Raw genomic sequence first — 26,508 nt, 5'->3', positions numbered from 1 at the left:
GGTTCTCTCCGTTACACCTTTTCCACGTTGACCAGGAACGCCTTAAACTCTGGCGTTTGCGTATTAGCATCACCGACAAACGGTGTCAGGGTATTGGCCAGGAAGCCTTTTTTCGCCACCCCTTCGTATCCCCAGTGGATCGGGATACCAATAGTGTCAACTTCCTGCCCATGAACATTCAGCGTACGAATACGTTTGGTCACCACGGCCTTGGCTTTGATATAGCCACGGTTGGAGCTGACTTTCACGGTATCGCCCTGCTTAATGCCCTTTTTCGCTGCCAGTTTTTCGCCAATTTCCACAAACTGTTCTGGCTGGGCGATAGCATTGAGCAGCACATGCTTAGTCCAGTAGTGGAAATGCTCGGTCAGACGATAAGTGGTTCCGACATACGGGAACTGCTCATGAGAACCCATTGCGGCCAAATCGTCTTTAAAGACACGAGCGGCCGGGTTGGATATCACATTCGGGTGCAGCGGGTTGGTGCCCAGCGGCGTTTCAAATGGCTCATAATGTTCCGGGAATGGCCCTTCCGCCATTTTGTCGATGGCAAACAGACGTCCCATGCCTTCAGGCTGCATAATGAACGGCCCGACATCGCTACCCGGTGCCGCGGCACTGTAATCTGGGATATCAACGCCGCCCCATTTGGCACCATCCCACTCCAGTAACTGGCGTTTCGGATCCCAAGGTTTACCCTGTGGGTCAGCAGAGGCACGGTTGTACAGAATGCGGCGGTTAAGCGGCCACGCCCACGCCCAGCCCAGTGTATTGCCAAGGCCGGATGGGTCAGCGTTATCACGGCGTGCCATCTGGTTACCGGCCGGTGTCCAGCTACCGGCAAAGATCCAGCATCCACTGGCGGTAGTACCATCATCACGCAGATGAGCAAAGGTACTGAGCTGCTCGCCTTTTTTGACCAGCACTTTGCCGTCAGCATCGGTGATATCAGCCAGTGCTTTACCATTGCTTTCCTGTGCCACTTCTTCTGGCTCTGGATTGTCTGGCGTCAGATAATCCCAGGTCATATTGAGCACCTGTTCTGGCACTGCACCACCGTCCCGATGGTACATATCACGCAAACGACTAAAGATCCCGGCCAAAATGGCACCATCGTTCAATGCTTCGCCCGGTGAATCAGCACCTTTCCAGTGCCATTGCAGCCAACGGCTGGAGTTAACAATTGAACCGTTTTCTTCAGCAAAACAACTGGATGGCAAACGGAATACCTCGGTTTGAATTTTCGCTGGATCGACATCGTTAAATTCACCGTGGTTTTGCCAGAAATTCGCGGTTTCAGTATTGAGTGGGTCAATAGTCACCAAGAATTTCAGTTTCGACAGTGATGCCACTACTTTGTTTTTGTTCGGGAACGACGCGACCGGGTTAAAGCCCTGGCAAATATAGCCATTCACTTTGCCCTGCGACATCATCTCGAAATACTGCAAGACGTCGTAGCCTTTATCCCACTTCGGCAACCAGTCGTAGCCCCAGCCGTTCTCTTTCTGGGCTTTGTCACCGTAGAAACTTTTCATCAGACTGACGAAGAATTTCGGGTAATTGCTCCAGTAGTTAACCTGGCCCGGTAACAAGGTTTTCGGGGTATTGGCCTTCAGATAGGTATCAATATCCGGCTGCTTTTCTGACGGCAGATTCAGGTAGCCCGGCAAGCTTTGTGACAGTAAGCCCAGGTCAGTTAAGCCTTGAATATTAGAGTGACCGCGCAAGGCGTTAATACCGCCCCCGGCCATCCCCATATTGCCCAGCAGCAACTGGATCATCGCCATAGTACGGATGTTCTGCGCACCAACCGAGTGTTGTGTCCAGCCCAGCGCATACAGGAACGTGGCGGTTTTATTGGACGCACTGGTTTCGGCGAGATATTCGCAAACCTGCAAGAAATCTTCTTTTGGCGTACCGCAAATGTTGGAAACCACCTCTGGCGTGTAACGGCTGACGTGTTCTTTCAGCAAGTTCCACACACAGCGCGGGTCTTGTAAGGTGACATCGCGTTTAGCAAAGCCGTTTTCATCCAGCTGGTAATTCCAGGTGGTTTTGTCGTATTTGCGGTTTTCGGCGTCATAACCACTGAACAGGCCATCATCAAAGGTAAAGTCTTCCCGCACCAGCAAGCTGGCGTTGGTATAAGCTTCGACGTATTCGCGGTTAATTTTGTTGTGGGTCATCAGATACAACAACACGCCGGACAGGAACGCGATATCGCTACCGGAGCGGATTGGCGTATAGAAGTCAGCCACCGATGCAGTACGGGTAAAGCGTGGGTCTATCACCAGCAACTTGGCATTGTTGTGGATTTTGGCTTCCATCGCCCAGCGGAACCCCACCGGATGCGCTTCTGCCGCATTACCGCCCATGACGATAATTAAGTCTGCGTTCTTGATGTCAACCCAGTGGTTGGTCATCGCACCGCGACCAAATGTTGGAGCAAGACTTGCTACCGTTGGTCCGTGTCAGACACGTGCTTGGTTGTCTACGGCAAGCATGCCGAGAGCGCGACTAAATTTCTGGGTCAGATAACCCGTCTCATTACTGGATGCCGAAGCACACAGCATACCGGTGCTCAGCCAACGGTTGACGGTCACACCCGCCTCGTTGGTCTTAATAAAGTTAGCATCGCGGTCTTCTTTCATCAGCTTGGCAATGCGGTCAAATGCATCATTCCAAGTGATGCGCTGCCATTTGTCTGAACCTGGCGCGCGGTATTCCGGGTATTTCAAGCGGCTTTCGCTGTGAATAAAATCCACCAACCCCGCGCCTTTAGGGCACAGCGCACCACGGTTGACCGGATGATCCGGGTCCCCTTCAATGTGGAAAATACTCTCTTTGGCGTTTTTTGCGCCATCGCCGAGGCTATACATCAAAAGCCCGCAACCGACGGAGCAATATGTACAGGTATTCCGCGTTTCACGGGCGCGCAGCAACTTATAATTGCGCGTTTCCGCCAGCGCCACCGACGGCGTAAAGCCGAGTGCCGCGACCGTGGTTCCTGCCATACCGCCAGCGCAGATCTTAAAGAACTGCCTTCTGCTGACCTGCATGGGTCTCTCCTTCATTCATTGTCACATTATTTCCAGTTCACGCTTCCCTCAACAAAACGGGAAGCGTTAAAATCGCTCATGCGATATCACGCTTTTCAGTGTGGGATACATTTCTGTAATAACGGAATATAGCCACACTATTCTTAATGTGAATGTTACCACATTGTGATTATGGGTTATAACTTTCAGGGCCGCATAGTGAGCCAGATCAAACCTTCAGATATTGACCTCTCCACCGAAATTTGCGGTGCCAGGCAACTTCACGTGCTACAGCGCCATCAAATGGCAGAGCCACAATTGGATTGGCTGGCAGAAGAAGTGCCGGTCGCTCTGGTTTATAACGGTATTTCCCATGTGGTGATGATGGCGACTCCTAAGGATTTAGAGGCTTTCGCACTGGGGTTTTCGCTATCAGAAGGCATTATCAGCGCGCCACAAGATATTTATGCCATTGATGTCACGCCTGGCTGTAATGGCATAGAAGTTAACATTGAGCTATCCAGCCGGAAGTTTGCCGGTTTGAAAGAGCGGCGTCGGGCAATGGCTGGACGTACCGGATGTGGTGTCTGCGGCATCGAACAACTGGCCGATATCTTCCGCCCAATCGCCCCCCTGCCGTTCACCCAAACCTATAGCCTGAATCAATTGGATAGTGCGCTGGCACAGCTCAAGCAGGTACAAACAGTGGGTCAACTGACCGGTTGTACCCATGCTGCCGCCTGGATTACCCCTCAAGGTGAGTTATTAGGTGGCTGTGAAGATGTGGGCCGCCATGTGGCACTGGATAAACTGCTGGGGATTCGGGCCAAACAGCCGTGGCAGCAAGGTGCGGTGCTGGTTTCCAGCCGTGCCAGCTATGAGATGGTACAGAAAACCGCGATGTGCGGCGCAGAGATTTTATTTGCTGTTTCTGCTGCAACAACCTTAGCTGTTGAAGTCGCCGAGCGTTGTAATCTCACCCTGGTTGGCTTCAGTAAACCCGGCCGGGCAACGGTGTATACCCATCCCCAACGGGTCAGTGAATAAAAAGACCACACAATAAGTACGGTATTGATAATCATTTTCAATATCATTTAATTAACTATAATGATCCGAATGCTTACGCGGTGCTTACTTTTTTGCGCCGCCCTACACCTACGGAGACGATGATTATGAGTTACTCACTGCCATCCCTGCCTTACGCTTATGACGCCCTGGAACCCCACTTCGATAAGCAGACGATGGAAATCCATCACACCAAACACCACCAAACTTATGTTAATAATGCAAACACGGTGTTGGAGAGCTTCCCTGAGCTGGCTAAATTCAGCGTTGAAGATCTGATTAAAGATCTGGACAAAGTCCCTGCTGAAAAACGCACCTTTATGCGTAACAATGCTGGCGGCCACGCTAACCACAGCCTGTTCTGGAAAGGCCTGAAACTGGACACCACGTTGACCGGCGACCTGAAAGCGGCTATCGAGCGCGATTTTGGCAGCGTTGACAGCTTTAAAAGAAAAAATTTGAACAAGCTGCGGCAACGCGTTTCGGTTCAGGCTGGGCCTGGCTGGTACTGAAAGACGACGGCAAACTGGCGGTTGTTTCGACTGCTAACCAAGACAGCCCACTGATGGGTGAAGCGGTTTCTGGCGCATCAGGCTTCCCGATTGTGGGCCTGGATGTGTGGGAACACGCTTACTATCTGAAATTCCAAAACCGCCGCCCAGACTACATCAAAGCATTCTGGAACGTAGTTAACTGGGACGAAGCAGCCGCGCGTTTCGCTCAGGCTAAGTAACGAAAGCAGCTATACCCCCATAGCTCCAAGTACGAAAGATACATGCCAGCAAGGCTACTTGCTGGCATTTTTTATTGTTAAAGTTTAACCATTTTCTGCCGATAGATTATACAGAAGGCGGTTGGCATTCATGAGGTAAGCCCATGAATGTAGATTTGAAACAGCGCTCTTGCCAGGGCTGCCCCACATACCGCCAATCTCGTGAAATCCTCTAATAACTAGACCTCCCCCAATTTACCTAAGCTGATTGATTTGCAGCAAAACACCACATAACGGAGAAGAACATGGCAGCATTTAGCAAAGTTTTTAGTCACTTTGAAAACGCAAAAGTCGGCAAAAAGCTAGGATTAAGCTTTTTCCTGATGTTGTTGTTAGTGGGGATCATTGCTGGCACCACCGCATATCATTTCTCCGTGATTGAAGAACATGCTTATAAAGTCAACTTGAGTTACAAAATTAATGATGAAGCCAACCAAGCCAAATATAACCGTGCGCTATATGAACGCACCTATGACTTGAAATATATCAAGGAAAACTCAGGATATATCAATAAGATAAAAACCTTACTGATTCAAAGTGAAGAGCTTGACTGGTCGGAAAATAATCGCAAAACAATCAATAGCATTGCTGATGTGGTAGAAGAATATCTGCAACAACAAAGCAATTTTGTGAATGCTGTGGCCCATAAAGACGATGTACGTAAAAGTTGGAATATCTCTGAAACACAGAAGAACCTCAATGAATTACAGCAAAATTTGCTCAATGAAGGCGCGGATACCCATACTCAAATTCTACTGGCAGAAATGAATCAAAAACTCATGACCGTGCGCTATAACGCGCGAGGTTTATTACTGGATCGCAACCAGGATGCAGAGTCTTCATTGATTACCTCAATCAATATTGCCAACAGTGCAGCAAATGCTTTCATGCCGGTGTTATCAGCCGATCAGCAAAAACTATTAGCTCCGGTCATCTCCAGCCTCAGCGCCTATAAAGACAACGTATTAGCCTACTTACCGGCTTATCAGCAAGAGCTGGCAGTGGGTAAAGTGATGGAATATAATGCAAATGAATTGAATAAGTTAGCCACTCACCTGTTCACCCAAGAGCTGCAAGGCACGCATGACGAAATCAATAATGCACAGTTACAGTTAACCATTACGGCTATTGTCGCACTGCTATTGGGCTTATTGATTTCATGGCGCATGACCCGTCAAATTACTGTGCCACTGCGCACCACGTTAGCGATGGCAGAGCGCATTGCCACTGGCGATTTAACTGCGGCGGCAACCTCAACTCGTACCGATGAACTGGGCCTGCTAATGAATGCCGTTGCCCGCATGAATGAAAACCTGCGCGCTATGATTGATGAAATTCGCGTCGGCGTTAGTCAGGTATCTCATGCCTCTGGCGAAATTGCGGCAGGCAATACTGACCTCTCCTCGCGTACCGAGCAGCAAGCCGCCGCCGTAGAAGAAACAGCCGCCAGCATGGAGCAACTGAACGCGACGGTGAAACAAAATGCAGATAATGCACATCACGCCAATCAGCTGGCAACAGAGGCCTCAGATACCGCACAACAGGGCGGCAAACTGGTTAACGATGTGGTGCGCACCATGAACGACATCTCCGGCAGCTCCAAACGCATCGCTGAGATTACCTCGGTAATTAACAGTATCGCTTTCCAGACCAATATTCTGGCGCTAAATGCGGCGGTTGAAGCGGCGCGTGCCGGTGAGCAAGGCCGTGGTTTTGCCGTCGTCGCCAGCGAAGTTCGTAATTTGGCACAACGCAGTGCGCAAGCCGCCAAAGAGATTGAAGGGCTGATTGGTGAATCCGTAAGCCAGGTGAATAGCGGAACCACGCTAGTGCAAAATGCCGGGCAAACAATGGAAAACATCGTTCGTTCAGTGACCCATGTGCGCGATATCATGGCGGAAATCGCATCAGCATCAGATGAGCAAAGCCGTGGTATCACACAGGTCAGCCTGGCTATTTCAGAAATGGACAGCACCACTCAGCAAAATGCCGCATTAGTGGAAGAATCGGCTGCCGCAGCTAATTCACTGGCAGAACAAGCCATTTTGCTGGCGCAGGCGGTGGCAGTGTTCCGCCTAACTGATACCGAAACCGAAACTGTTGCTGCCCAGCATAAGGGTACACCTTCTCCCCGCACTGGCTCGCAAAGCAGCAGAGTGACCCAGCAAGATAATTGGGAAACCTTCTAATTACCCGGCGGGAATAGCCCTGACAGCTATTCCTGCACTTCCCATTACTTTTCTCAATCCCATCGATAACTCCTTTTATCTTGGAACCTTGTCATCGGGCAGGGTATTCTGACTCTCCCTTCCACGCCCAGACAAGGAGAGCAAATGAAGTATCCACAGGTTTATATCGGTAAAATTGAACCCTACAGCGGCAGTTCCCCAAGTGCCATTGGTAAACGCCAGGTGCAGGGTGGCATCATGCTGACAACTCTGGGATTGGAAGGGGATCAGCAGGCAGAAACACGCTTTCACGGCGGGCCGGACCGCGCCTTATGCCATTACCCACGCGAGCATTACACTCACTGGGCACAGCAATTCCCCGCACAAGAAGATATTTTCTCTACCCCGGCCTATGGCGAGAACATTTCAACCCTCGGTATGACTGAACAAAACGTCTATATGGGGGATATCTACCGCTGGGGAGGTGCCATTATTCAGGTGACGCAACCGCGCTCACCTTGCTATAAACTCAATTTCCATTTTGCTATCGAGGATATGTCGGTGCTGATGCAGCAAACTGGCTACTGCGGTTGGCTATATCGCGTGATTTCCGCAGGCATTGTCAGTGAGGGCCATCCATTAGAGCTACTGGCTCGCACCAGTGACGTCTCCGTGGCACAAGCTATCGCCATTGCCTGGCACATGCCATTCGACGAAGAGCAGTATCGCCGCTTGTTGTCGGTATCGGGCTTATCGGCCAGTTGGAGTAAAACCATGCTGACCCGCCTTTCCCTGGGAAAAATAGAAGACTTTAATCGGCGGTTGCGCGGCTCTTGATAGATTAATTATCAAACGATAAAAATACGCTGTTGCCAAGGATGGCAAATTATCTGAAAAACCTTTCTAAAGAGAATTAATTAAATAGGCTATTGAAATTAGCACCCTGAATATATGACTCCATTGTATTAAACTGTTTGTATTCGAAATAGTGGCTATTGAGTCCAATCTTCAATTCGTAGATTTTTAACTCGTTCAAACTCTCTAATATTATTAGTCACTAATATTGCTCCAGCAGAAACTGCATGTCCGGCTATTGCGGCATCATTTCCGCCAATTGGTGTCCCCTGCTTTGCCAGCTCAACTTTAATATTAGTGGTGGCATCAACAGCTGCGGCATCCCACGGCAAGATGGCATCTAATCGTTTCACAAATTCATCCACTAAGTAATTATGCTTTGGTGATGCCTTCTTACCAATAGCACCGAAACGCATTTCTGAGTATGTAATTGCTGAAACAACTATTTTATTCTGATGCTCAATACATTGTTGTAATTTTATAATTAATTCCGCTGGCCGCTCCCGCATAATAAAAGAACAAATATTCGTATCAAGCATGTATATTTTTTTTGTCATAATTCGAAGCGTCCCTCTTCGATAACGTCTTGTCTTTCTGCAAGAAAGTCATTATCCGCTTTATCTTCATCCATGAATGATACCCATGTCGGGCGTATGGGTCGTAAAATAATACTATCACCGTCTCTGAGTATTTCCAGCTCGGTCACGCCATCAAAATCCATATCTTTTGGCAAACGAATTGCTCGATTCTGCCCATTTTTGAAAATAGATACCGTTCTCATATTTTTACTCCTGATGCTCGTGTCATTAAAAACACTAGCATATGCCAAGCATATGTCAAGAGTAGTGTCAAAGCTAGAAAACAAGCCGGGCGGCGGCCATGCCACACACCCGGTTTTATCGAAGGCGTCAATCAGAAGGTTTTTTTAGCGTAACCGGTCACTTCTTTCAAGCCCATTTCACGGCCTAATGCAGTCATTGGGTGAACCACCACAATACCGCGCGCTGCTTTCTTTAACGTGCCCATATCCGCCTGTTCTTTTTTGGTGATGGCACGACTAAAGGGCAGTTGAGCCAGCTTCTGTGCTTCTACGCTCAAGTTTTTTACTCGCACTTCTTTCAGCCGCTGAATTTCAGCGGCCAGTTTCTCTTTTTCTTTCATGTGCTGTGCGATTAAATCCATATTACCCTGCTGGATCACGGTAGGGTCTTTGTGGTTCAACGCATCCAGCATATCGCTCAGACGTTTGATTTCTGCGTGTTCTTTCATGATATTTGCCCGTACATGCCGCTGATAGGCACGATGTTTCGCTAAAGTTGGAGATAGAATAGCACTGATTGCGCATCAAGATAGAGAGTGTATCACAGCAGACTCCTGTCGCGGTTGCCACTGCATTCCGGCAGGCAAGCCGCTGACTTCACAAGCGGCTGCACCGAGCCTCGCCAATGCTTCGCTATAGCGGCTGTTGAAGGGGTAACAGCATGACAGCCGCAGCGCATTGCGATAGCGCCCACTGGGTGAATAAAGCGTTCCGGGGGTCAGGCAAATCTGCTCTTGTAGCAATTGATGAAATAGCGCCACCGTATCTATGCTGTCAGGGAGTTCGACCCAGAAAACAAAACCCCCTGCCGGTTGGGTCACTTGAGTACCGCGCGGGAAATATTGCGTGATCAGTTGCTGTGCCTGCTGCACCTGTTGCGCATAACGGCGACGCAAACTGCGCAAATGGTGATCATAGCCGCCAGATTCCAGAAATAGCGCTAAGGTTTCCGATAATAACGCCGATTCCGCCATCGAAGAAACGGCTTTTAGCTTGTGTAATGCCTCAGCGAAGCGGCCACCATCAACCCAGCCGATACGGAAATCGGGGGCCAACGTTTTGGTAAAACTGGAGCAAAACAGCACCCAACCATCACGATCAAACGATTTCACCGCCGGAGACAGTGTGCTACCAAACTGAATCTCGGCATATAAACCGTCTTCAATTAATGGCACCTGATGATCGTTCATCAGCGTTGCCAACCGTTTTTTCGCTGCCAACGGCATCGTGTAACCCAAGGGGTTCTGCACCGTCGGCATGGCAATCAGTGCGTTTAAGCGCCCTTCCTCAAGCAGCAGTTCCAGCACATCGAGCGACAACCCTTGCTGCGGATCGGTCGGGATTTCCACGGCTTTCAATCCGAGGCTTGCCAGTAATGGCATCAGATAGAAATAAGTTGGCGACTCCAACCCCACACAGTCGCCGGGTTTAGTGGTGACGCGCAAGGCCAGTTGCAGCGCCTCCATACAGCCGTGGGTAATGGTGATATCTGACGGGTTGGCCAGCATCCCTAGCGTCATGGCGCGGCGGGCGATTTGCTGTCGTAGCCGTTGGCTGCCAGGCGGCAATGCATATTGGCTGATCAACTGCGGCTGACGGCGCAACAGCGAGGCCATGATGCGGCCCAACTTGGCGCTGGGATAGAAATCGCCGGTCTGCGGGCAGGCCAGCGAGATGTTGGTAAAGTGCGGATTTTGTTGCGCAGCAAAGACGGTATCAATCAGATCCAGCACTTCGTCCACCGGTTTCCCGACCGTGGCCGTTGGCACCACTGCCATTGACGGGCTACAGACATAAAACCCTGACTGCGGGCGAGCCTCTATCAGGCCGCGGTCTTCCAACGTGCGATACGCCGCGACCACGGTATTGATACTCATCTGATGGCTCTGTGCGTAACCCCGTACCGAGGGCAAGCGGCTACCCGCCAGTAAACTGCCGTTCTTGATGGCCTGTGTCAGGCTATCTGCCACCTGCAAATAGCGAATTTCATTTATAACGAGGGACATGGTGACAGTTCTCCACAGCTTCAATGGGTACAGTTTAGAATCATGCAAACTGTACCCATTACAATAGATAACTTCTGCTTCTGACGCCATCACGGATTGATCTTTATGCTGAACATCTTGATAACATCAATAGGACCTACCGCCCATGTTGGACAGTGCCTTTATCAGTTATGTTACCGTGATGTCGATCACTCCCGGCCCGAACAACCTGCTATTAGCGGCGTCTGGCGTCAATTTTGGTATCCGCCGCACCTTCCCGATGATGCTGGGGATTACCTTTGGCTGCGCGTTGCAATGCGCGCTAATGACCACACTGCTGGCCTTAATTCTCAGTTGGGTGGGTGTCATTCGATTGCCACTGGTGACGCTGGGATGTGCCTATTTACTGTGGCTATCGTGGAAGATTTTTATCTCTGGCAGCCCGAATGCTAAAAACAGTCAACAACCGATGGGGTTTGTACAAGGGGCACTGTTTCAGGCTATCAATCCAAAAGCCTGGTTGATGGCAATGAATATCGCTATTTTATTCACGCCACGCGACGGTGCGACACTTAGCTATACCTTATTGATTGTTCTCGGATTTGCCTTACTGAATCTGCCTTGTGTTGCCGTTTGGGCGATTATGGGCGATCAGTTACGCCATGCCCTGCGAGTTAACTGGAAATTGCGGTTATTCAATGGCGTGATGGGGGGATTAATGGCTATCACCGCACTCTGGCTGCTGGCTGATGAGTGGTTAAGCGCGTTGGCGTAATCAGACGTGGCCTAACGGCGAGAGCCTGGAGACTTGTTTTAAGCTGATGCGGGAGAGTAATTCAGTAATAGACAACACCATCGTCGAGCGCACCATTTGCTGATAACGCTGGCGCTGCATGGCAATCAGTGAAGCATCTGCCTCATCCGGGCGCAGGAAGGTTGGCACTGGCGGCAAGTCAGCCACACAATGTAATTCACCAAATGGCCCGAGGATTTCGTCATCGGTAAAGCGATACTCGGTGCCATCATGATTTAGCTCTTCACGCAGCGCCATCAATAGCTCGGCATCTTCATATTCATGACGGGTAATCACCCCCAACGCATAAACCAGTTTTAGACGCACAGATAACTCACCCAGCGGCCCATCCCCGACCAATAAAGGCTCGACGGCATATTTCACCGCATAGTCATCTTTACGAAAAACCTGCACCACGAGAATATTCAATGCTTCTGCCAATAACTCGACAGCGGCCATCAAGAAACTCCGAACCGTCTTCCCGGCGTTCAGATGTTCAAGTACTCGATTCTCAAATGCCTGTGTCTTTTCAATCATCGCTTGTCACTGGGGTGGTTGGTGAATGCTGAATGCGTAATCATTGGCCCGATAGTAATACCAGGCCAATACTGAGAATCAGTGCGCCCGCTTATCCTGCATGGCGTTATACACATTCACCGCCTGTTCGACAACCTCGCCATCAACGGGTAGTCCTGAAATTTGCGCGAGCGCAGCTTTCGGCCCTAACTTCGCCAGTAATTCAATCCATTCCTGCGCTTGCGGGTCTTGCTCGCTGCGATAGCTCATCGCGGCAGCAATACCGGTGACCAAATTATTGTGCGGCAACTTATATTCCAAAGTCCCCAACAGCGGTTTGATCAAACGGTCACCGGCACTCAGTTTACGCAGTGGCTGACGGCCAACGCGCTCAACATCGTCATGCAGATAAGGGTTCTCAAAACGGGAGAGAATTTTATTAATATAAGCGGCATGTTTTTGTGGATCAAACGCATAGCGCTTAATCAGCACCGCACCGCTCTCTTCCATTGCGCCTTTGACGGTCTGGCGTACTGCTGGGTCAAGGATGGCATCACGGATAGTTTGATGACCGGCCAGTTGGCCCAGATAGGCGGTAATAGCGTGCCCGGTGTTCAAAGTGAAGAGTTTACGCTCCACAAACGCCATCAGGTTGTCGGTCAGTTCCATACCGGCAATTTGCGGCGGCGGCCCTTTAAACTGGGTACCATCAACAATCCACTCGCTGAATGTTTCAACGGTTACAGCCAGAATATCCGTGCTGCCCGCTTCCGATGGCGGCACAATGCGGTCTACCGCTGAATCAACAAATCCAACATGCTGCTCAACCCACGCCTGCTCACTTTCCGGTAAGGCGGCGAAGACATGCTGTTTTAACTGGCTGGTGCCACGCACCATATTCTCGCAAGCAATAATATTCAGTGGGCGGGTATTAGCTTGTTGATGACGAGCAACCAGGCCTTGTGCCACGGTGCCAGCGATGCGCGCCAGAATTTGTGGGCCAACCGCGGTGGTGACAATATCGGCGTTTGCAATCAGCGCCACCACTTCCGGACTACCACTGTTGACGGCGCTGACATTGTTGACTTCTTCAACCCTTGCTTGCTCACCGACCACATTCACTTGGTAACTTTTACGTTGGTTCAGTTCATCCAGCAACGGTTGGTTAACATCGGCGAAAGTGAGTTGTGCACCGGCATCAGCAAGAAGTTTGCCGATAAAACCCCGGCCAATATTACCTGCGCCAAAATGTAATGCTTTCATATTCTTTACCTTTAACTGTGTGACTGTGAAAGGGCCGCGTTCTCCCCACGGCCCTATACTCGTCATACTGCAAGCTGCATGTGCGTTGGCTTCTCTCTTGCACCCGAATCATTGACTAGCGTCAACTCATCGGGATTTACTCGCTTGCCGCCTTCCTGCAACTCGAATTATTTAGAGTATATTTAGTATTACTGGGTTATTTTTACCGCTTGGTTACTTTTTACCGCCCAATAAATCCAGCACTTCTTGCACACTAGTGGTTTTGCTTAAGCGCTCAATGACTGACTCATCATCCAGTGCGTTGGTCAGGCTGGTAATGACGTGAATATGCTCATTGTTACGGGCAGCAATACCAATCACCAGACGAGCCACTTCATCCTCTTCTTCGCCAAAGCGCACACCTTCAGGATATTGACAGAACACCACGCCAGTCTTGAGTACACGATCTTTGGCTTCAATGGTGCCATGTGGCACGGCGATAGATTCGCCCAGATAAGTGGAAGTCAGTTTCTCACGTTCCAACATCGCTTCAACATATTCAGGCTCAACATAACCACCTTTGACCAACTGCTCACCGGCAAAGCGGATAGCCTGCTCTTTGGTCGCCGCATGTTGATTCAGGAAGATGTTCTCCGCACCCAGTTTGAACAGATTGGCTTCCGATGGCTCAAAGCTATCATCCAGTGTTTCAATCACTTTCTGAGTGGTTGCCAACGAGTTGGCCGCTTCCACCAAACGTACTGTCAGGTTGGTATAAAGTTGGCTGTCGAGGAAGTTGCTCAACGAGATATGCTGAGCCTGTGGTGCATGGCGCATGGCGCGCTCAGTTAAATCACGGTGGGTAATGACCAAGTCTACATCTTCTGGCAAGTTGTTGATGGCGCAGTTAGTCACAGAGATATGCTTCAGGCCCGCATCTTGTACTTTTTTACGCAGCACACCGGCCCCCATCGCACTGGAACCCATGCCAGCATCACAAGCCACGATGATTTTACGTACTGTGCTCAAGTCACCGGCGGCAGCGGCAGCATTGGCGGCTTGTGCACCTTTAGATTGCGCTTTCATATCTTGCATACGACGAGTGGCATCTTCCAGAGTGTCCTCCTCGTCATCTTTAACTTTAGAGGTCTTCAGAAGTATGGCTGATACGACGAATGACACCGCAAACGCAGCAGCAACCGCAGCAATGTTGGCAAAATAAGCGCCTTTAGGTGTCATCGCCAGTACCGCCAGAATAGAGCCTGGAGACGCTGGTGATACCAGACCGCCGTTCAGCACAGTCAGCGTGAACACACCGGTCATACCGCCCAGAATCACCGCCAGCAATAAGCGTGGGTTCATCAAAACGTATGGGAAATAGATTTCGTGGATACCACCAAAGAAGTGGATGATAGCCGCGCCGCCAGCAGATTGCTTCGCGTTACCTCTACCGAAAAACATATAAGCCATCAACACACCCATACCTGGGCCTGGGTTCGCTTCGATCAGGAAGAAGATAGACTTACCGGTTTCAGTTGCCTGCTGGATACCCAGCGGTGAGAAGATACCATGGTTAATCGCGTTATTCAGGAACAGGATTTTGGCCGGTTCGACGAAGATAGACGTGAGTGGCAGCAGGTTGAGCTGCACCATGATATGCACGCCTTTCGCCAACACTTGGGATAACACTTCTACCAAGGGGCCAATTGCCATAAAGGCCAGAATAGCCAACAGCATACCGATGATACCGGCTGAGAAGTTGTTAACCAGCATCTCAAAGCCGCTTTTGATTTTACCTTCAACCCAGCGGTCAAAGTGTTTGATTGCCCAGCCACCCAGTGGGCCAACAATCATCGCACCGAGGAACATCGGCATATCGGCACCAACGATAACCCCCATCGTGGTGATAGCACCGACCACACCACCGCGATCCCCCCCCACCAAACGGCCACCGGTAAAACCGATCAGCAGTGGTAGCAGGTAGGTGATCATCGGGCCAACCAGTTTGGCTAGCGTCTCATTCGGCAACCAACCCGTTGGAATAAACAGCGCGGTAATAATACCCCAAGCAATAAATGCGCCGATATTGGGCATAACCATGTTACTGAGGAATCGGCCAAAATTTTGAATTCTGACCTTTGCGTCTGGTGAAAACATAAAACACCCCTATTGATACGCGCTAACAATAAGAGCGCGATATAATTGTTTCGTTGAAGCAGTTTTGCAAAACCCACCGATGTTACCGAATACGATTCAGTTACCGAGTGCAAATATGCTGTATGCAAAACAAACTCTAGCACGCTCTTTTAATCACGCGTAGCTCATGGCATTTATGTGACTCATATCACACTAAACACCTGGGTACAGGGGTTCGTTTGTTGATATAGATCACACTATTTGGCTGTAAGAAAGGCACGGAGGATAATTTTTAAGCTGCAAACACTCATTACAGTGACTTGAGTCACACTTAAGAGGCATCTCTTTGTTTTTAAAATGTGATGTTAATCACAAGTTATTTTTTGTTCGCGGAAGCAGGATGAGACATTCACCCATCCAATACATCGATATTGAGCCACTGACTGGTAAATGTGTAATAAAACAACAGGAGGAAGGAGGCACACGATTGGAGCGGGTTTCAGGTAAAATTTATTCAGAGATGAGGTTCAGTTGTTAGAGCTGGCTGAGTCACTGTTTCGGTTGATATTAGTTCAGTGGTCATTTTAGCTCAGTCGCCTCAACCGAGTTAAGGCCCATAAGCGTGGGCCTTAACAATCCGCGCTTGCGCACGTATCGCTTGCCTGCTGCGCAGGTTCCCTCGACTCATCATTACGCTGGCGGGACGGCTTTATTCGCATCCCTGCTCATGACGCCTAAATCCGCCGTCCATGGCGGATTTCCCTGGCTTCATTCTTCACTCGGCAGCTCAAATGTGCTTTTAAACATCAAAACCTAAAACCATGGTGTTGACTTTGAGCGCAATCAGGAATATTGCCGACAAGGAGTGAGGGTAGAGTGAGCGGGCATGGACGCCCGCGAAAAGCGCGCTTGGGCAGGAGCGAATCGCGCTGGCTCGTGAGCCCGAAAGACGCTGACGGTTTACCCGCAGGGCAATATTTCGCGCAAGTGCGGGATTGCACAAGGGGCCACGCTTATGGCCCCTTTGCCGGTTGGTTCATCGCAGATTAAGTAAGCTCAGTTGCTTTAACAACCGAACTTATTCACTTATCAAATACCAACCGAACCGATCACCAAATCAAATCAACCTAAATCAACCAAAACCATCACTGTATGACACTCATCGCACTCTTCTGTGCTGCCATCATCGCCGGATACTTAGCGACCAAATTAGCCATCATCGTGTTGTACAGCGCAGCTTGCTGTGCCGTTTGGAATTGAATGCCGCCATTGTTAAAGGTGACCTGCGTACCCTGCTGTTGCAGGAAATCACCCACTTGCGCCAGATCCTGCACAAAGGCAGAAATCACCGGTACGGCGGGGATCAACACATTGGCAGGTTGAGTCACAATATTATCAAAGGCTTTATTAAATACGACTTTCAAATCATCAGGTTGCTTCAACGCAGCGACAGCGCTATCGGCCTGAGCTTTGACAGTATGAATCTGCTGCACCAACAGGTTCAAAGCACCTGCTGACTGCTGTAGAGCATCACGTTTAGCGAGATAATCCTGCGCTACACGAATCTCATTAATTTGCGCCATAGCCGGAGTTAGGCTGGCATCAACAGATTTGGTCAGTTGTTGCGAAAAACTCACTAAAATTGCGTAATCGCTGACATAAGGGCCGAATTTCTGCTTTTGATCTTCACTCAGTGTTGGCAGTTTCATCCCGCTGCGCATCACAGTGTTTTGTAGATAATCAATAAAAGCCTTACGTTGCTCCGGCTCTTTATCCCCACAGGCGGTCAATTGGAAGACCACCAGTAACGCCAATAATGGCGCGAACCAACGTGAATATCGGGTCGTATTCAGTGCAAAAGTCATGTGAAACTACTCCTGTAGTAAGTACTTATTTTCACAACATTCTATTCTTATCACTCAATTCCAGTATTAAGAATAGCTAAGGGGAGCGATATACCCTTCTTACTTGAGGTTGCAGGGGTGTTCGCCGCTCTCACTTACCCGAATCACTTACTTGAGTAAGCTCATCGGGATTCGCTCGTTTGCAGCCTACCTGCAACACCAAATTCTTTGGGTAACTACGCTCCCCTATTGCCAAGCAAGAGCAGGGTTACTGCAACAGCGAAATATCAGCAACCTGCAAGAACAATTCGCGCAGTTTACTCAACAATGTCAGTCGGTTAACCCGTACCGCATCATCTTCAGCCATCACCATAACACTGTCAAAGAACTCATCGACGGTTTCCCGCAGTGCAGCCAGTTCAACCAGTGCTTCCTGGTATTGACCTGCCGCAAACACAGGCTCGAGCTTATCGCGTAACACCACTAAATGCGTGGCCAGTTTCAGCTCTGCCGGTTCTTTTAACACCGAGGCTCGCACATGGTCATTCAGGGTATCAGTGGATTTCGCCAGAATGTTCGACACGCGTTTGTTCGCCGCAGCCAGTGCCGCAGCCGCGTCCAATGTGCGGAAATAGGTTACCGCTTTCACCCGTGCATCAAAATCAGCCGGACGGGTTGGACGGCGCGCCAGAACAGCCTGGATAGTATCAACGCTATGACCTTCATCCTGATACCAGGCACGGAAGCGGCCCAGCATGAATTCAATCACTTCGTCGACCACTTTACTGTTGGTTAACTTGCTACCATATAGGCGCACAGCCTCTTCGGTCAGCGTTTGCAGATCCAGCGGCAAATTCTTCTCGACGATAATACGCAACACACCCAACGCCGCACGGCGCAGAGCAAATGGGTCTTTATCGCCTTTTGGATGTTGACCGATACCGAAAATACCCGCCAACGTGTCCATTTTATCGGCAATGGCTAATGCGCAGGCAACCGGATTCGATGGCAAATCATCACCGGCAAAACGTGGCTGATACTGCTCGTTCAGAGCAACAGCAACATCTTCTGCCTCACCGTCGTGACGAGCATAGTGCATCCCCATCACGCCTTGGGTATCGGTGAATTCAAACACCATATTGGTCATCAGGTCACATTTGGACAGCAGACCTGCACGGGTGGCATGGTTAACATCGGCACCAATCTGTGCTGCAACCCAACCGGCCAGCGCCTGAATACGATCAGTCTTATGGCGCAGAGTGCCCAATTGCTGTTGGAACAGCACGGTTTCCAGACGCGGTAGATTATCTTCCAGGCGTTTTTTACGGTCAGTTTTAAAGAAGAACTCGGCATCCGCCAGACGTGGGCGCACCACTTTCTCATTACCCGAGATAATCTGCTGAGGATCTTTCGATTCAATATTGGCAACAAAGATGAAGTTTGGCATCAAGTTACCGGCAGCATCGTAAACCGGGAAATACTTTTGGTCACCTTTCATGGTGTACACCAGTGCTTCCGCAGGAACTGCCAGGAATTTCTCTTCAAATTTTGCCGTCAGCACTACCGGCCATTCCACCAGTGAAGCCACTTCTTCCAGCAAACTTTCACTCAGATCAGCGATACCGCCAATCTGCTGCGCGGCCAGTTCTGCATCACGCTTAATGATAGTTTTGCGCAATTCATAATCAGCGATGACTTTACCGCGCTCCAGCAGGATTTGCGGGTATTGGTCAGCGTTATCAATGGTGAATTCAGCTTCGCCCATAAAGCGGTGACCACGGATAATACGGTCTGAATCGATACCTAATACCGTGCCAGGAATGACTTCAGAACCTAACAGCAGGGTCACGGTATGAACCGGACGAACGAATTGGGTTTCTTTATCACCCCAACGCATCAATTTAGGTATTGGCAGTTTGCTCAGGGCGGTATTCACCATCCCCGCCAGCAACAACTGCGCTGATTGCCCTTTGACGTGCGCGCGATACAGCAACCACTCGCCTTTGTCGGTAACCAGACGCTCTGCTTGATCGACAGTAATACCACAGCCGCGCGCCCAACCTTCAGCCGCTTTGCTGGGTTTACCTTCAGTATCAAATGCTTGTGCAATCGCCGGGCCACGTTTTTCGACTTCACGATCAGCCTGAGCAGCACTTAAATTAATGACTTTTAATGCCAAACGACGTGGTGCGGCGTACCAAACCACCTCGCCATGCGGCAAATTGGCACTATCGAGTTCAGCCGTAAAATTGGCGGCAAAAGATTCGGCCAGAGAACGAAGAGCCTTCGGCGGCAGCTCTTCCGTGCCGATTTCCACCAGGAAAGTCTGTTGAGTCATGACAGCCTCTTAGTTCTGATTCTTTTTGCACATAGGGAAGCCCAATGCCTCGCGGGAAGCATAATAAGCCTCGGCGACAGCTTTGGTCAGCGTACGAATGCGCAGAATATAACGCTGGCGCTCAGTCACCGAGATGGCTTTACGGGCGTCGAGCAGGTTAAAGGTGTGACCAGCTTTGAGAATACGTTCATAAGCCGGCAGTGGCAGCGGAGCTTCCAGCGCCAGCAGTGACTGGGCTTCTTTCTCATATTGCTCGAAGCAGGAGAACAGGAAGTCCACATCGGCGTATTCAAAGTTATAGGTGGATTGCTCCACTTCATTTTGATGATAAATATCGCCGTAGGTGGTGGTACCCAATGGGCCGTCACACCAAATCAGGTCATAAACGCTGTCTACGCCCTGAATGTACATCGCCAGACGTTCCAGGCCGTAGGTTATCTCGCCGGTGACCGGTTTACATTCCAAACCGCCGACTTGCTGGAAGTAAGTGAACTGCGTCACTTCCATGCCGTTTAGCCACACTTCCCAGCCCAGACCCCAGGCACCCAGCGTTGGGTTCTCCCAGTTATCTTCGACAAAGCGAATGTCGTGAATCAACGGGTCCAGACCCAGCTCTTGCAATGAACCTAAATAGAGTTCCTGAATGTTGTCTGGTGAAGGTTTGATAATCACCTGGAACTGATAATAGTGTTGCAGGCGATTGGGGTTCTCACCATAGCGACCATCGGTCGGGCGGCGTGAAGGTTGTACATAAGCGGCAGCGATTGGCTCGGGGCCAAGTGCGCGCAGGCAGGTCATTGGGTGGGAGGTACCCGCGCCGACTTCCATGTCCAGTGGTTGAACAATGGTGCAGCCTTGGCGCGCCCAATAGTCCTGTAACGTCAGGATCAGGCCCTGAAAGGTCTTGGTATCAAACTTTTGCATGTTGGATTCGCACGCGATACAAGTGAATTAAAATGGAATGGGTCAGTATACCCGTTGACCGTAAGATATACAGCCAGAATCCAGTAAGATGCAACAATCAGCGAGGATTTGTTGATAAAACCTGCCGTTAAATTGAATACAAACGGCTAAATCGGCTCGATACCCGCCAAGGTAAAGAGTCCGTCGATAGGTTGCTAATCCGTCCATGAACAGCGATCATCCCCTGTTGAGACAGATAATAAAAAGGAAGAAGAGTTATGAGTCTACAACGCTGCGGTTGGGTCACCTCTGATCCACTTTATCTGGCTTATCACGACAGTGAATGGGGCATCCCACAGACCGACAATCAGGCGCTGTTTGAAATGATCTGCCTTGAAGGGCAACAGGCAGGGCTTTCGTGGATAACGGTGCTGAAAAAACGTGAACACTATCGCAAGTGCTTCCATAACTTTGATCCGATTCGTGTGGCGAAAATGGGGCCAGAAGAGGTAGAAAAACTGGTGCTGGACAGCGGCATTATCCGCCACCGCGGTAAAATTCAGGCCATTATCACTAATGCACAGGCTTACCTGGCGATGGAAGCTAACGGTGAAGATTTTTCGCGCTTTATCTGGAGTTTTGTTGATGGTGAACCCAAAATTAACCATTGGTGGTGTTTGGCTGAATCGCCAGCAACCACACCAACCTCTGATGCGATGTCTAAAGAATTGAAAAACGGGGTTTTAAGTTTATCGGATCCACCATCTGTTATGCATTTATGCAAGCCAGTGGGCTGGTGAACGATCATCTGGCGAGCTGCTTTTGCCATCCGGATAATGCAGCAAAATGATTAGTGCGTATCAACCCGGCGATCTTGATGCCGTGATGCGATTGTGGCTCACCAGCACTATTGCCGCGCACCCTTTTATTGCCGAACCATATTGGCACGAGAGCGCCCCGTTGGTACGAAACACTTACCTGCCAGCGGCGAAAACTTGGGTGTATTTACACCCAACAGCCACCGGCGATGAGAATCCGATTGCTGGATTTATCAGTATCTTGGAAGAGCAACTGGTGGGGGCACTGTTTGTCGCCCAGCCTTTTCACGGGCAGGGTATCGGTAAGGCATTGATGGAACATGTTCAGCAGCATTACCGCGCCCTGACGCTGGAGGTCTATCAGCAAAACCAACGTGCCTGCCACTTCTACCGTAAACAGGGATTTACCGTAATAGGAAAAGCGTATAATACCGAAACTAAAAATACGATTATGACCCTACATTGGCAGAGGCCAATTTATTAACGTCGCTTGATTTCATCTATTACCTGACAAATTTTGATAGCGGTATCGAACAGACAATCGCATTACTCTATTCCCAAATCTATTTCTGGCAAGAAGAAGTGAGGGATTTATTATGCCAAGGATATTGATAAGCACCCAAGTAGCGTTAATTCTCTTAATAGCATGGTCGCCATTAGCCATTGCCGATAATTCTAACAAACGATGGTCTTATTTACATCCTGAAGACCAATATCAAAGCGAAACCGGAATAACAGACCATAGTGAATACATCGTTCACAGAATAATTGAACGGGATGCCGCCAGAATATTAAGCTGTACCTTCATCCCTGCATTGGCAATTTATAATTATATCACTCATAGCCATTGTGATCAGGCGGAGAAATTATGGCGTCAAATATCGCATTGGTTTTCTGATGATAACAAAGACAACGCAGTATTGATCGTCGGCAACTCGCCATTACTTGAACCACAACCGTCCCTCCCCAAGAATAGGGATAACGAACCCCACCCGATCACGCTAACATTAAATAAACTCAATACGCAGTTGCATCATCAGGCACTGACATTACCCGCCACAGCACGATTCTGTAAGAAACCAATCGATTATATCCTCGCTGCGCGCTATCCACGTAGCCCGGATGATAATTGTCCGCAGTGGGTATCACGCATATTAGCTGACTTTACGACATTATTCGGTCATTCCGTGCAGAGCTGGACACCACAGCAACTACAGGATGTTATTACGCGGATTGATGGGCAACAGGCGACCGGCTATGCCGGTAGCGACCAGGCCACTGAGGATCATCTGGTCGGTGAAGTCAGGCAAGCCGTAGAACGGCTGGGTTTGGTTGAAACAATTCGGCAAATCACTCATGCATTGCAGTATACCCAATTAAATTATGCTAATTATATCGAGCATAATCCCAGCGCTACCGAATCCCCTGTTGCCGCACAAAGTCTTCCCTTAGGGGAATATTCACTCTCGCTGGAATCATATCACTACCCCGCTGAACCAGTGGCGGTTCGCATTCGTGAGAATAATGAATGGGTAGCCAGACCTGACTTACATTTTGCAGTTGAGATCATCGATGCCAGCACAACTGACCGATCGGCCATTACCCTTGCTCATGCCGTGATGGCTCGCTGGTTTAATACTTACCTTTTCACCCCGTTAAAATCAGACCCGCATGGCAATCCCCTCACTGACCTTGATCGCACCATCAGCGCGGCACGCACCACCAGCACCTCACTATTGCTCGAATTGGAAAACACCACCAGTAACTATCTGTTCGTGGTGGTAAAGCTTGAGGGAGAGATTGTTAGTATGCTGGGAGCCGCCAGAGGGAACGCTACAGATGAGTTCTATATTGATGTTTCGGTAAGCGATCCCCGTTTTGTGCTAACGCCAATCGCGGAAGGCAATGTACGCGGGGCAGGTACCGCAGCCGTGCATGAATTGGCCCGTTATCTGAAAGAAAAAGGGATAAATAAATTACGTTCTACCGTGATTTCACAGCCCTCCGCTCGCGTAAAAATAAAGCTCGGTTTCCAGCATGATGAGTTTTAATATTTTCTCAAATAGTTGATGAGAATATTTATTACTAAATTAACGCCACTATTTTTATTAACACATTCACCTCATAAAAAAGGAGTTAATTATGAAGCTGAATTTTATAATTAAGATTTTAACAATATTATTTTTTATAATAACCGCTACCACTGCAACTTCTAAAGTAATGGGGAATATTTTTTCCACATCACCAAAGGTATGCTTATATTCAGAAGATAAATTACAGGGTAAATCAAAATGTTTTTCCAACCAAGAGAAGTCTGATCTTTTTAACGAAGACGATGTCATGATAGGAAATGATAACACCTCATCAATTTATATTCCGGACGGAATGTTAGCTACCATATATAAAAATGATGATTATAGCCCCCCTTATTTTAATTTAACTGAATCAATCGGGCAACGCGCTTTAGCCGACTTGCACATGGATAATGAAATCAGCAGTGTTGAAGTTGCTTATTCGCCGATTGAAAGTTGTAGTGAACGCTGTGTTATTCTAAAACGAATGCAACTGCCTTTATCCGATATTTTTGCGCATCAATGGAGTAATCCTGGCTATCCAAATAAACAGGTTTTATTAAGTTTTGATATTAATGATCACAGTGTTTTTATGACAGAATTAACTTTAGGGCCACTAATATGGTTTTCTAACCGAGAACTGTTCATCTTTACTAATCCGCAGAATAATGAACCGCTGGCATTTCGTATTCACCCCGATGCAAATCGATTCTCTCTGTTATTCCATATCAACAGCAATAATATTGCCGTAGATTATATGGAAAGCCGTGGCACCGAACAGATAGCCTTATCCCCCACTATAACGATGGCTAAAGCGCCCTTTGATCGCCCAATAGAAACCTCAGCCATCATGATTAATAACACCAGTAAGCATCCGCTGGTCATCGACCAAATCGTGATGGCAGCCAATAATGAAGATATTCAGTCTGTACACCACAGAAGCGAACGGGATACCGCCGGAACATTAGGCTGTACCTTTATTCCCGCACTGGCGATTTATAATTACATCACTCACAGCCGTTGTAATCAGGGCGATAAATTATGGGACAAGATGAAGCGCTGGTTTTCCAGTGAAAATAAAGACCAAGTGGTGCTTGTTAGTGCGGCCACCCCCTTACTCCAACCGCATCCGCAAGCGACTAACAATAGCCACCACCCACTGCTGACATTAACCAAAATCGACACCCAATTACATAATCAAGCCCTGACGCTACCGGCTACCGCACAGTTTTGCAAAACAACAATGGAGAATATCCTCGCTACCCGCTATCCCCGCGATGTGGACATGCACTGTTCGCTATGGGTATCCCGCATATTAGCGGACTTTACCTTGCTATTTGGTGATTCAATGCGCGACTGGACTATTGATGTTCTGCGTCGGGTATTACAACAAATTTATGAGAATGATACGACAGGTTACGCAGCTAGCGATCCGGCAGCAGAAAGCCGCCTGGTGAATGAAGTTCGGGAAGTGATACGTAACCTGGGGCAGGACGAGGCCATCCGTCAAATCTCTCAGGCATTCGAATATACGCGCTTAAATTACGCACGCTATCTGACACACAACCCCACCACGGCGGCAACTCCCGCGGCTGCCCAGCGCTTGCCATTAGGAACCTATTCACTCTCATTAGCTTCTTATCATTACCCCACTGACCGGCCCACGGCACGGGTACGTGAAAATGGCGAGTGGGTGACCCACCCCGATTTATATTTTGATATCGATATCCTTGATACTACAATTCCGGGCCAGCCAGGGATTGATGGCCCTTTGATGGACGATGCCAGGGCAGCACTGACTGCCTGGTCTGATATTTATCATGCAGTTCCTGTGCATTACTACACCACCAATGAATTCTGGTCAGAGTCTGACAGGACTCTTGATGCGGGGCGATCCAACAGTTACTTCCTGTATAGCGAATTGCTCTCGCCCGAAGATGACTATGTCTATGTGGCTGTCCGGCTACAAGGAGATATTGTCAGTATTCTGGCCGCCAGAAGAGATGAATCTTTCGAAAACAGCCATGAAAACTACCGTATTGCGTTTTTTGTCACTGACCCAAACTATGTACTGGAACCGGATAATGAAGGAAGTGTACGCGGTGCTGGAAGCGCAGCATTACACGGGTTGGCGCATTATCTACAACAACACGGGGTGAAAATGATACGTTCTCGTGTTATTTCTCAGCCCGCAGCCCGGGTAAGCACAAAACTTGGCTTTCATCATGATGAGTTTTGAGAGTATCCCAGCTCGATATAAAGCGCTTTTCTGTGCTTTTTTCGTCGATAAACCCAACATTCACGCTAAATACCTAACACTATGAGAGTTTTCTCAATGGTATTCACCGCTATTTTGCCGGATAACGATGGCAGGTAAATACCTGCTACTGTACTTAACGCTGGTTAATCATTTTTATTATTTACTATTGGGCGACATTATCCACTTTTCGCCGAAATAGAATGCCATTTAAGGGAAATTCAATGAAAAAACGCATTCTGGTCACGGTGACCGCCATTTCTGTCGCGCTGACACTCTCCGCTTGTACCACCAATCCCTATACCGGCGAATCACAGGCCGGAAAATCCGGTTACGGTGCCGGTATCGGTGCGGCCTTAGGTGCAGGGATCGGCATGTTGTCATCATCCAAACACGACCGGGGCAAAGGGGCGTTAATTGGTGCAGCTGCCGGTGCCGCGTTGGGAGGTGGGGCGGGGTATTACATGGATGTGCAGGAAGCCAAACTGCGTGAAAAAATGAGTGGTACCGGTGTTAGCGTCACGCGTCAAGGCGACAATATCGTATTGAATATGCCCAATAATGTCACGTTTGATACCGACAGCAGCAACCTAAAACCGGCAGGTGCCAATACCTTAACTGGCGTGGCGATGGTGCTGAAAGAGTATGATAAAACCGCCGTCAATGTGACCGGCTATACCGACAGCACCGGTGCCAGAGCGCATAACATGACCCTTTCGCAACAGCGCGCCGATAGCGTAGGCAGTACGCTCATCGTACAGGGCGTGGCGGCTAACCGTATTCGTACCAGTGGTGCTGGGCCGGACAATCCGGTAGCAACTAACAGCACCGCCGCCGGTAAAGCGCAAAATCGCCGAGTTGAAATCACCTTAAGCCCGCTGTAACA

General features: G+C 49.2%; 19 protein-coding genes and 2 pseudogenes. 10 read left to right on the top strand and 11 right to left on the bottom strand.

The window, feature by feature from the left end; translation table 11 throughout:
- Positions 1 to 11: 11 nt before the first annotated feature.
- Positions 12 to 3,059 (bottom strand): formate dehydrogenase-N subunit alpha, encoded by a 3,048-nt coding sequence (gene fdnG, locus YALDO0001_RS02330; RefSeq protein WP_156172354.1) that lies wholly within the window; start codon positions 3,057 to 3,059, stop codon positions 12 to 14.
- Positions 3,060 to 3,230: 171 nt separating this feature from the next.
- Here fdnG and fdhD point away from each other — a divergent pair, with 171 nt between their 5' ends.
- From fdhD to yiiM, 4 genes and pseudogenes are all read left to right on the top strand, one after another.
- Positions 3,231 to 4,085, top strand: a complete 855-nt coding sequence (fdhD, locus tag YALDO0001_RS02320) for a formate dehydrogenase accessory sulfurtransferase FdhD (protein WP_004699534.1) — start codon at positions 3,231 to 3,233, stop codon at positions 4,083 to 4,085.
- A 125-nt stretch (positions 4,086 to 4,210) separates the two neighbouring features.
- Positions 4,211 to 4,836: pseudogene (gene sodA / locus YALDO0001_RS02315) on the top strand (superoxide dismutase [Mn]).
- 284 nt (positions 4,837 to 5,120) lie between these two features.
- Positions 5,121 to 7,064: a methyl-accepting chemotaxis protein gene (locus tag YALDO0001_RS02310; RefSeq protein WP_004699531.1), complete on the top strand. Its 1,944-nt coding sequence runs from the start codon at positions 5,121 to 5,123 to the stop codon at positions 7,062 to 7,064.
- A gap of 144 nt (positions 7,065 to 7,208) precedes the next feature.
- On the top strand, positions 7,209 to 7,880 hold the full coding sequence (gene yiiM / locus YALDO0001_RS02305; RefSeq protein ID WP_004699530.1) for a 6-hydroxyaminopurine reductase: 672 nt from the start codon (positions 7,209 to 7,211) through the stop codon (positions 7,878 to 7,880).
- Between the two features lie 155 nt (positions 7,881 to 8,035).
- Here the strand turns inward: yiiM and YALDO0001_RS02300 are convergent, their stop codons facing one another.
- The 4 genes from YALDO0001_RS02300 to YALDO0001_RS02285 form a co-directional block, all read right to left on the bottom strand.
- Entirely contained in the window at positions 8,036 to 8,455 is a 420-nt protein-coding gene (locus YALDO0001_RS02300; RefSeq protein WP_042839293.1) for a type II toxin-antitoxin system VapC family toxin, read from the bottom strand.
- Positions 8,452 to 8,679 carry a type II toxin-antitoxin system VapB family antitoxin gene (vapB, locus tag YALDO0001_RS02295; protein WP_004699528.1) on the bottom strand — a complete coding sequence of 76 codons (228 nt, stop codon included), beginning with the start codon at positions 8,677 to 8,679 and terminating at the stop codon, positions 8,452 to 8,454. Before vapB ends, YALDO0001_RS02300 begins: the two co-directional genes overlap by 4 nt.
- A 131-nt stretch (positions 8,680 to 8,810) precedes the next feature.
- Positions 8,811 to 9,167, bottom strand: coding sequence for a YibL family ribosome-associated protein (locus YALDO0001_RS02290; RefSeq protein ID WP_004699527.1), 357 nt, complete (start codon positions 9,165 to 9,167; stop codon positions 8,811 to 8,813).
- A gap of 75 nt (positions 9,168 to 9,242) precedes the next feature.
- Positions 9,243 to 10,724, bottom strand: coding sequence for an aminotransferase-like domain-containing protein (locus YALDO0001_RS02285; RefSeq protein WP_042839292.1), 1,482 nt, complete (start codon positions 10,722 to 10,724; stop codon positions 9,243 to 9,245).
- A gap of 145 nt (positions 10,725 to 10,869) precedes the next feature.
- On the opposite strand from YALDO0001_RS02285, the gene YALDO0001_RS02280 reads away from it, so the two are divergent.
- Positions 10,870 to 11,478 (top strand): LysE family translocator, encoded by a 609-nt coding sequence (locus YALDO0001_RS02280; protein ID WP_004699525.1) that lies wholly within the window; start codon positions 10,870 to 10,872, stop codon positions 11,476 to 11,478.
- Here the strand turns inward: YALDO0001_RS02280 and YALDO0001_RS02275 are convergent, their stop codons facing one another.
- The 6 genes from YALDO0001_RS02275 to glyQ all read right to left on the bottom strand — a co-directional run bounded on the left by YALDO0001_RS02275 (position 11,479) and on the right by glyQ (position 20,496).
- Positions 11,479 to 12,033, bottom strand: coding sequence for an MltR family transcriptional regulator (locus YALDO0001_RS02275; protein ID WP_004699524.1), 555 nt, complete (start codon positions 12,031 to 12,033; stop codon positions 11,479 to 11,481).
- Between the two features lie 78 nt (positions 12,034 to 12,111).
- Complete coding sequence (locus YALDO0001_RS02270; protein WP_004699523.1) at positions 12,112 to 13,275, bottom strand: mannitol-1-phosphate 5-dehydrogenase; 1,164 nt, start codon at positions 13,273 to 13,275, stop codon at positions 12,112 to 12,114.
- Positions 13,276 to 13,488: 213 nt separating this feature from the next.
- Positions 13,489 to 15,411: a PTS mannitol transporter subunit IICBA gene (locus YALDO0001_RS02265; RefSeq protein ID WP_042839291.1), complete on the bottom strand. Its 1,923-nt coding sequence runs from the start codon at positions 15,409 to 15,411 to the stop codon at positions 13,489 to 13,491.
- Positions 15,412 to 16,535: 1,124 nt separating this feature from the next.
- Positions 16,536 to 17,255, bottom strand: a complete 720-nt coding sequence (locus tag YALDO0001_RS02260; RefSeq protein ID WP_004699520.1) for a DUF3053 domain-containing protein — start codon at positions 17,253 to 17,255, stop codon at positions 16,536 to 16,538.
- Positions 17,256 to 17,502: 247 nt separating this feature from the next.
- The gene (gene glyS / locus YALDO0001_RS02255) at positions 17,503 to 19,572 is read right to left on the bottom strand and encodes a glycine--tRNA ligase subunit beta (protein ID WP_004699519.1); all 2,070 of its coding nucleotides are present in this window, start codon (positions 19,570 to 19,572) and stop codon (positions 17,503 to 17,505) included.
- A gap of 9 nt (positions 19,573 to 19,581) precedes the next feature.
- Positions 19,582 to 20,496 carry a glycine--tRNA ligase subunit alpha gene (gene glyQ / locus YALDO0001_RS02250; RefSeq protein WP_004699518.1) on the bottom strand — a complete coding sequence of 305 codons (915 nt, stop codon included), beginning with the start codon at positions 20,494 to 20,496 and terminating at the stop codon, positions 19,582 to 19,584.
- 257 nt (positions 20,497 to 20,753) lie between these two features.
- On the opposite strand from glyQ, the pseudogene YALDO0001_RS02245 reads away from it, so the two are divergent.
- The 5 genes and pseudogenes from YALDO0001_RS02245 to YALDO0001_RS02225 all read left to right on the top strand — a co-directional run bounded on the left by YALDO0001_RS02245 (position 20,754) and on the right by YALDO0001_RS02225 (position 26,506).
- Positions 20,754 to 21,325: pseudogene (locus YALDO0001_RS02245) on the top strand (DNA-3-methyladenine glycosylase I).
- Positions 21,322 to 21,777 (top strand): N-acetyltransferase, encoded by a 456-nt coding sequence (locus YALDO0001_RS02240; RefSeq protein ID WP_004699516.1) that lies wholly within the window; start codon positions 21,322 to 21,324, stop codon positions 21,775 to 21,777. The pseudogene YALDO0001_RS02245 and the gene YALDO0001_RS02240 overlap by 4 nt, the downstream one beginning before the upstream one ends.
- 112 nt (positions 21,778 to 21,889) lie before the next feature.
- On the top strand, positions 21,890 to 23,344 hold the full coding sequence (locus YALDO0001_RS02235; protein WP_004699515.1) for a GNAT family protein: 1,455 nt from the start codon (positions 21,890 to 21,892) through the stop codon (positions 23,342 to 23,344).
- 427 nt (positions 23,345 to 23,771) lie between these two features.
- Positions 23,772 to 25,604: a GNAT family N-acetyltransferase gene (locus YALDO0001_RS02230; RefSeq protein ID WP_231585762.1), complete on the top strand. Its 1,833-nt coding sequence runs from the start codon at positions 23,772 to 23,774 to the stop codon at positions 25,602 to 25,604.
- A gap of 242 nt (positions 25,605 to 25,846) precedes the next feature.
- Positions 25,847 to 26,506 (top strand): OmpA family lipoprotein, encoded by a 660-nt coding sequence (locus tag YALDO0001_RS02225; RefSeq protein WP_042547376.1) that lies wholly within the window; start codon positions 25,847 to 25,849, stop codon positions 26,504 to 26,506.
- The last annotated feature ends 2 nt before the right edge of the window (positions 26,507 to 26,508 follow it).

It is taken from the genome of Yersinia aldovae ATCC 35236, assembly GCF_000173735.1.
GTDB classification, from domain to species: Bacteria; Pseudomonadota; Gammaproteobacteria; order Enterobacterales; family Enterobacteriaceae; genus Yersinia; species Yersinia aldovae.
The sequence above is the reverse complement of the archived record's forward strand: the minus strand, read 5'-3'. Positions and strand labels throughout refer to the sequence as shown.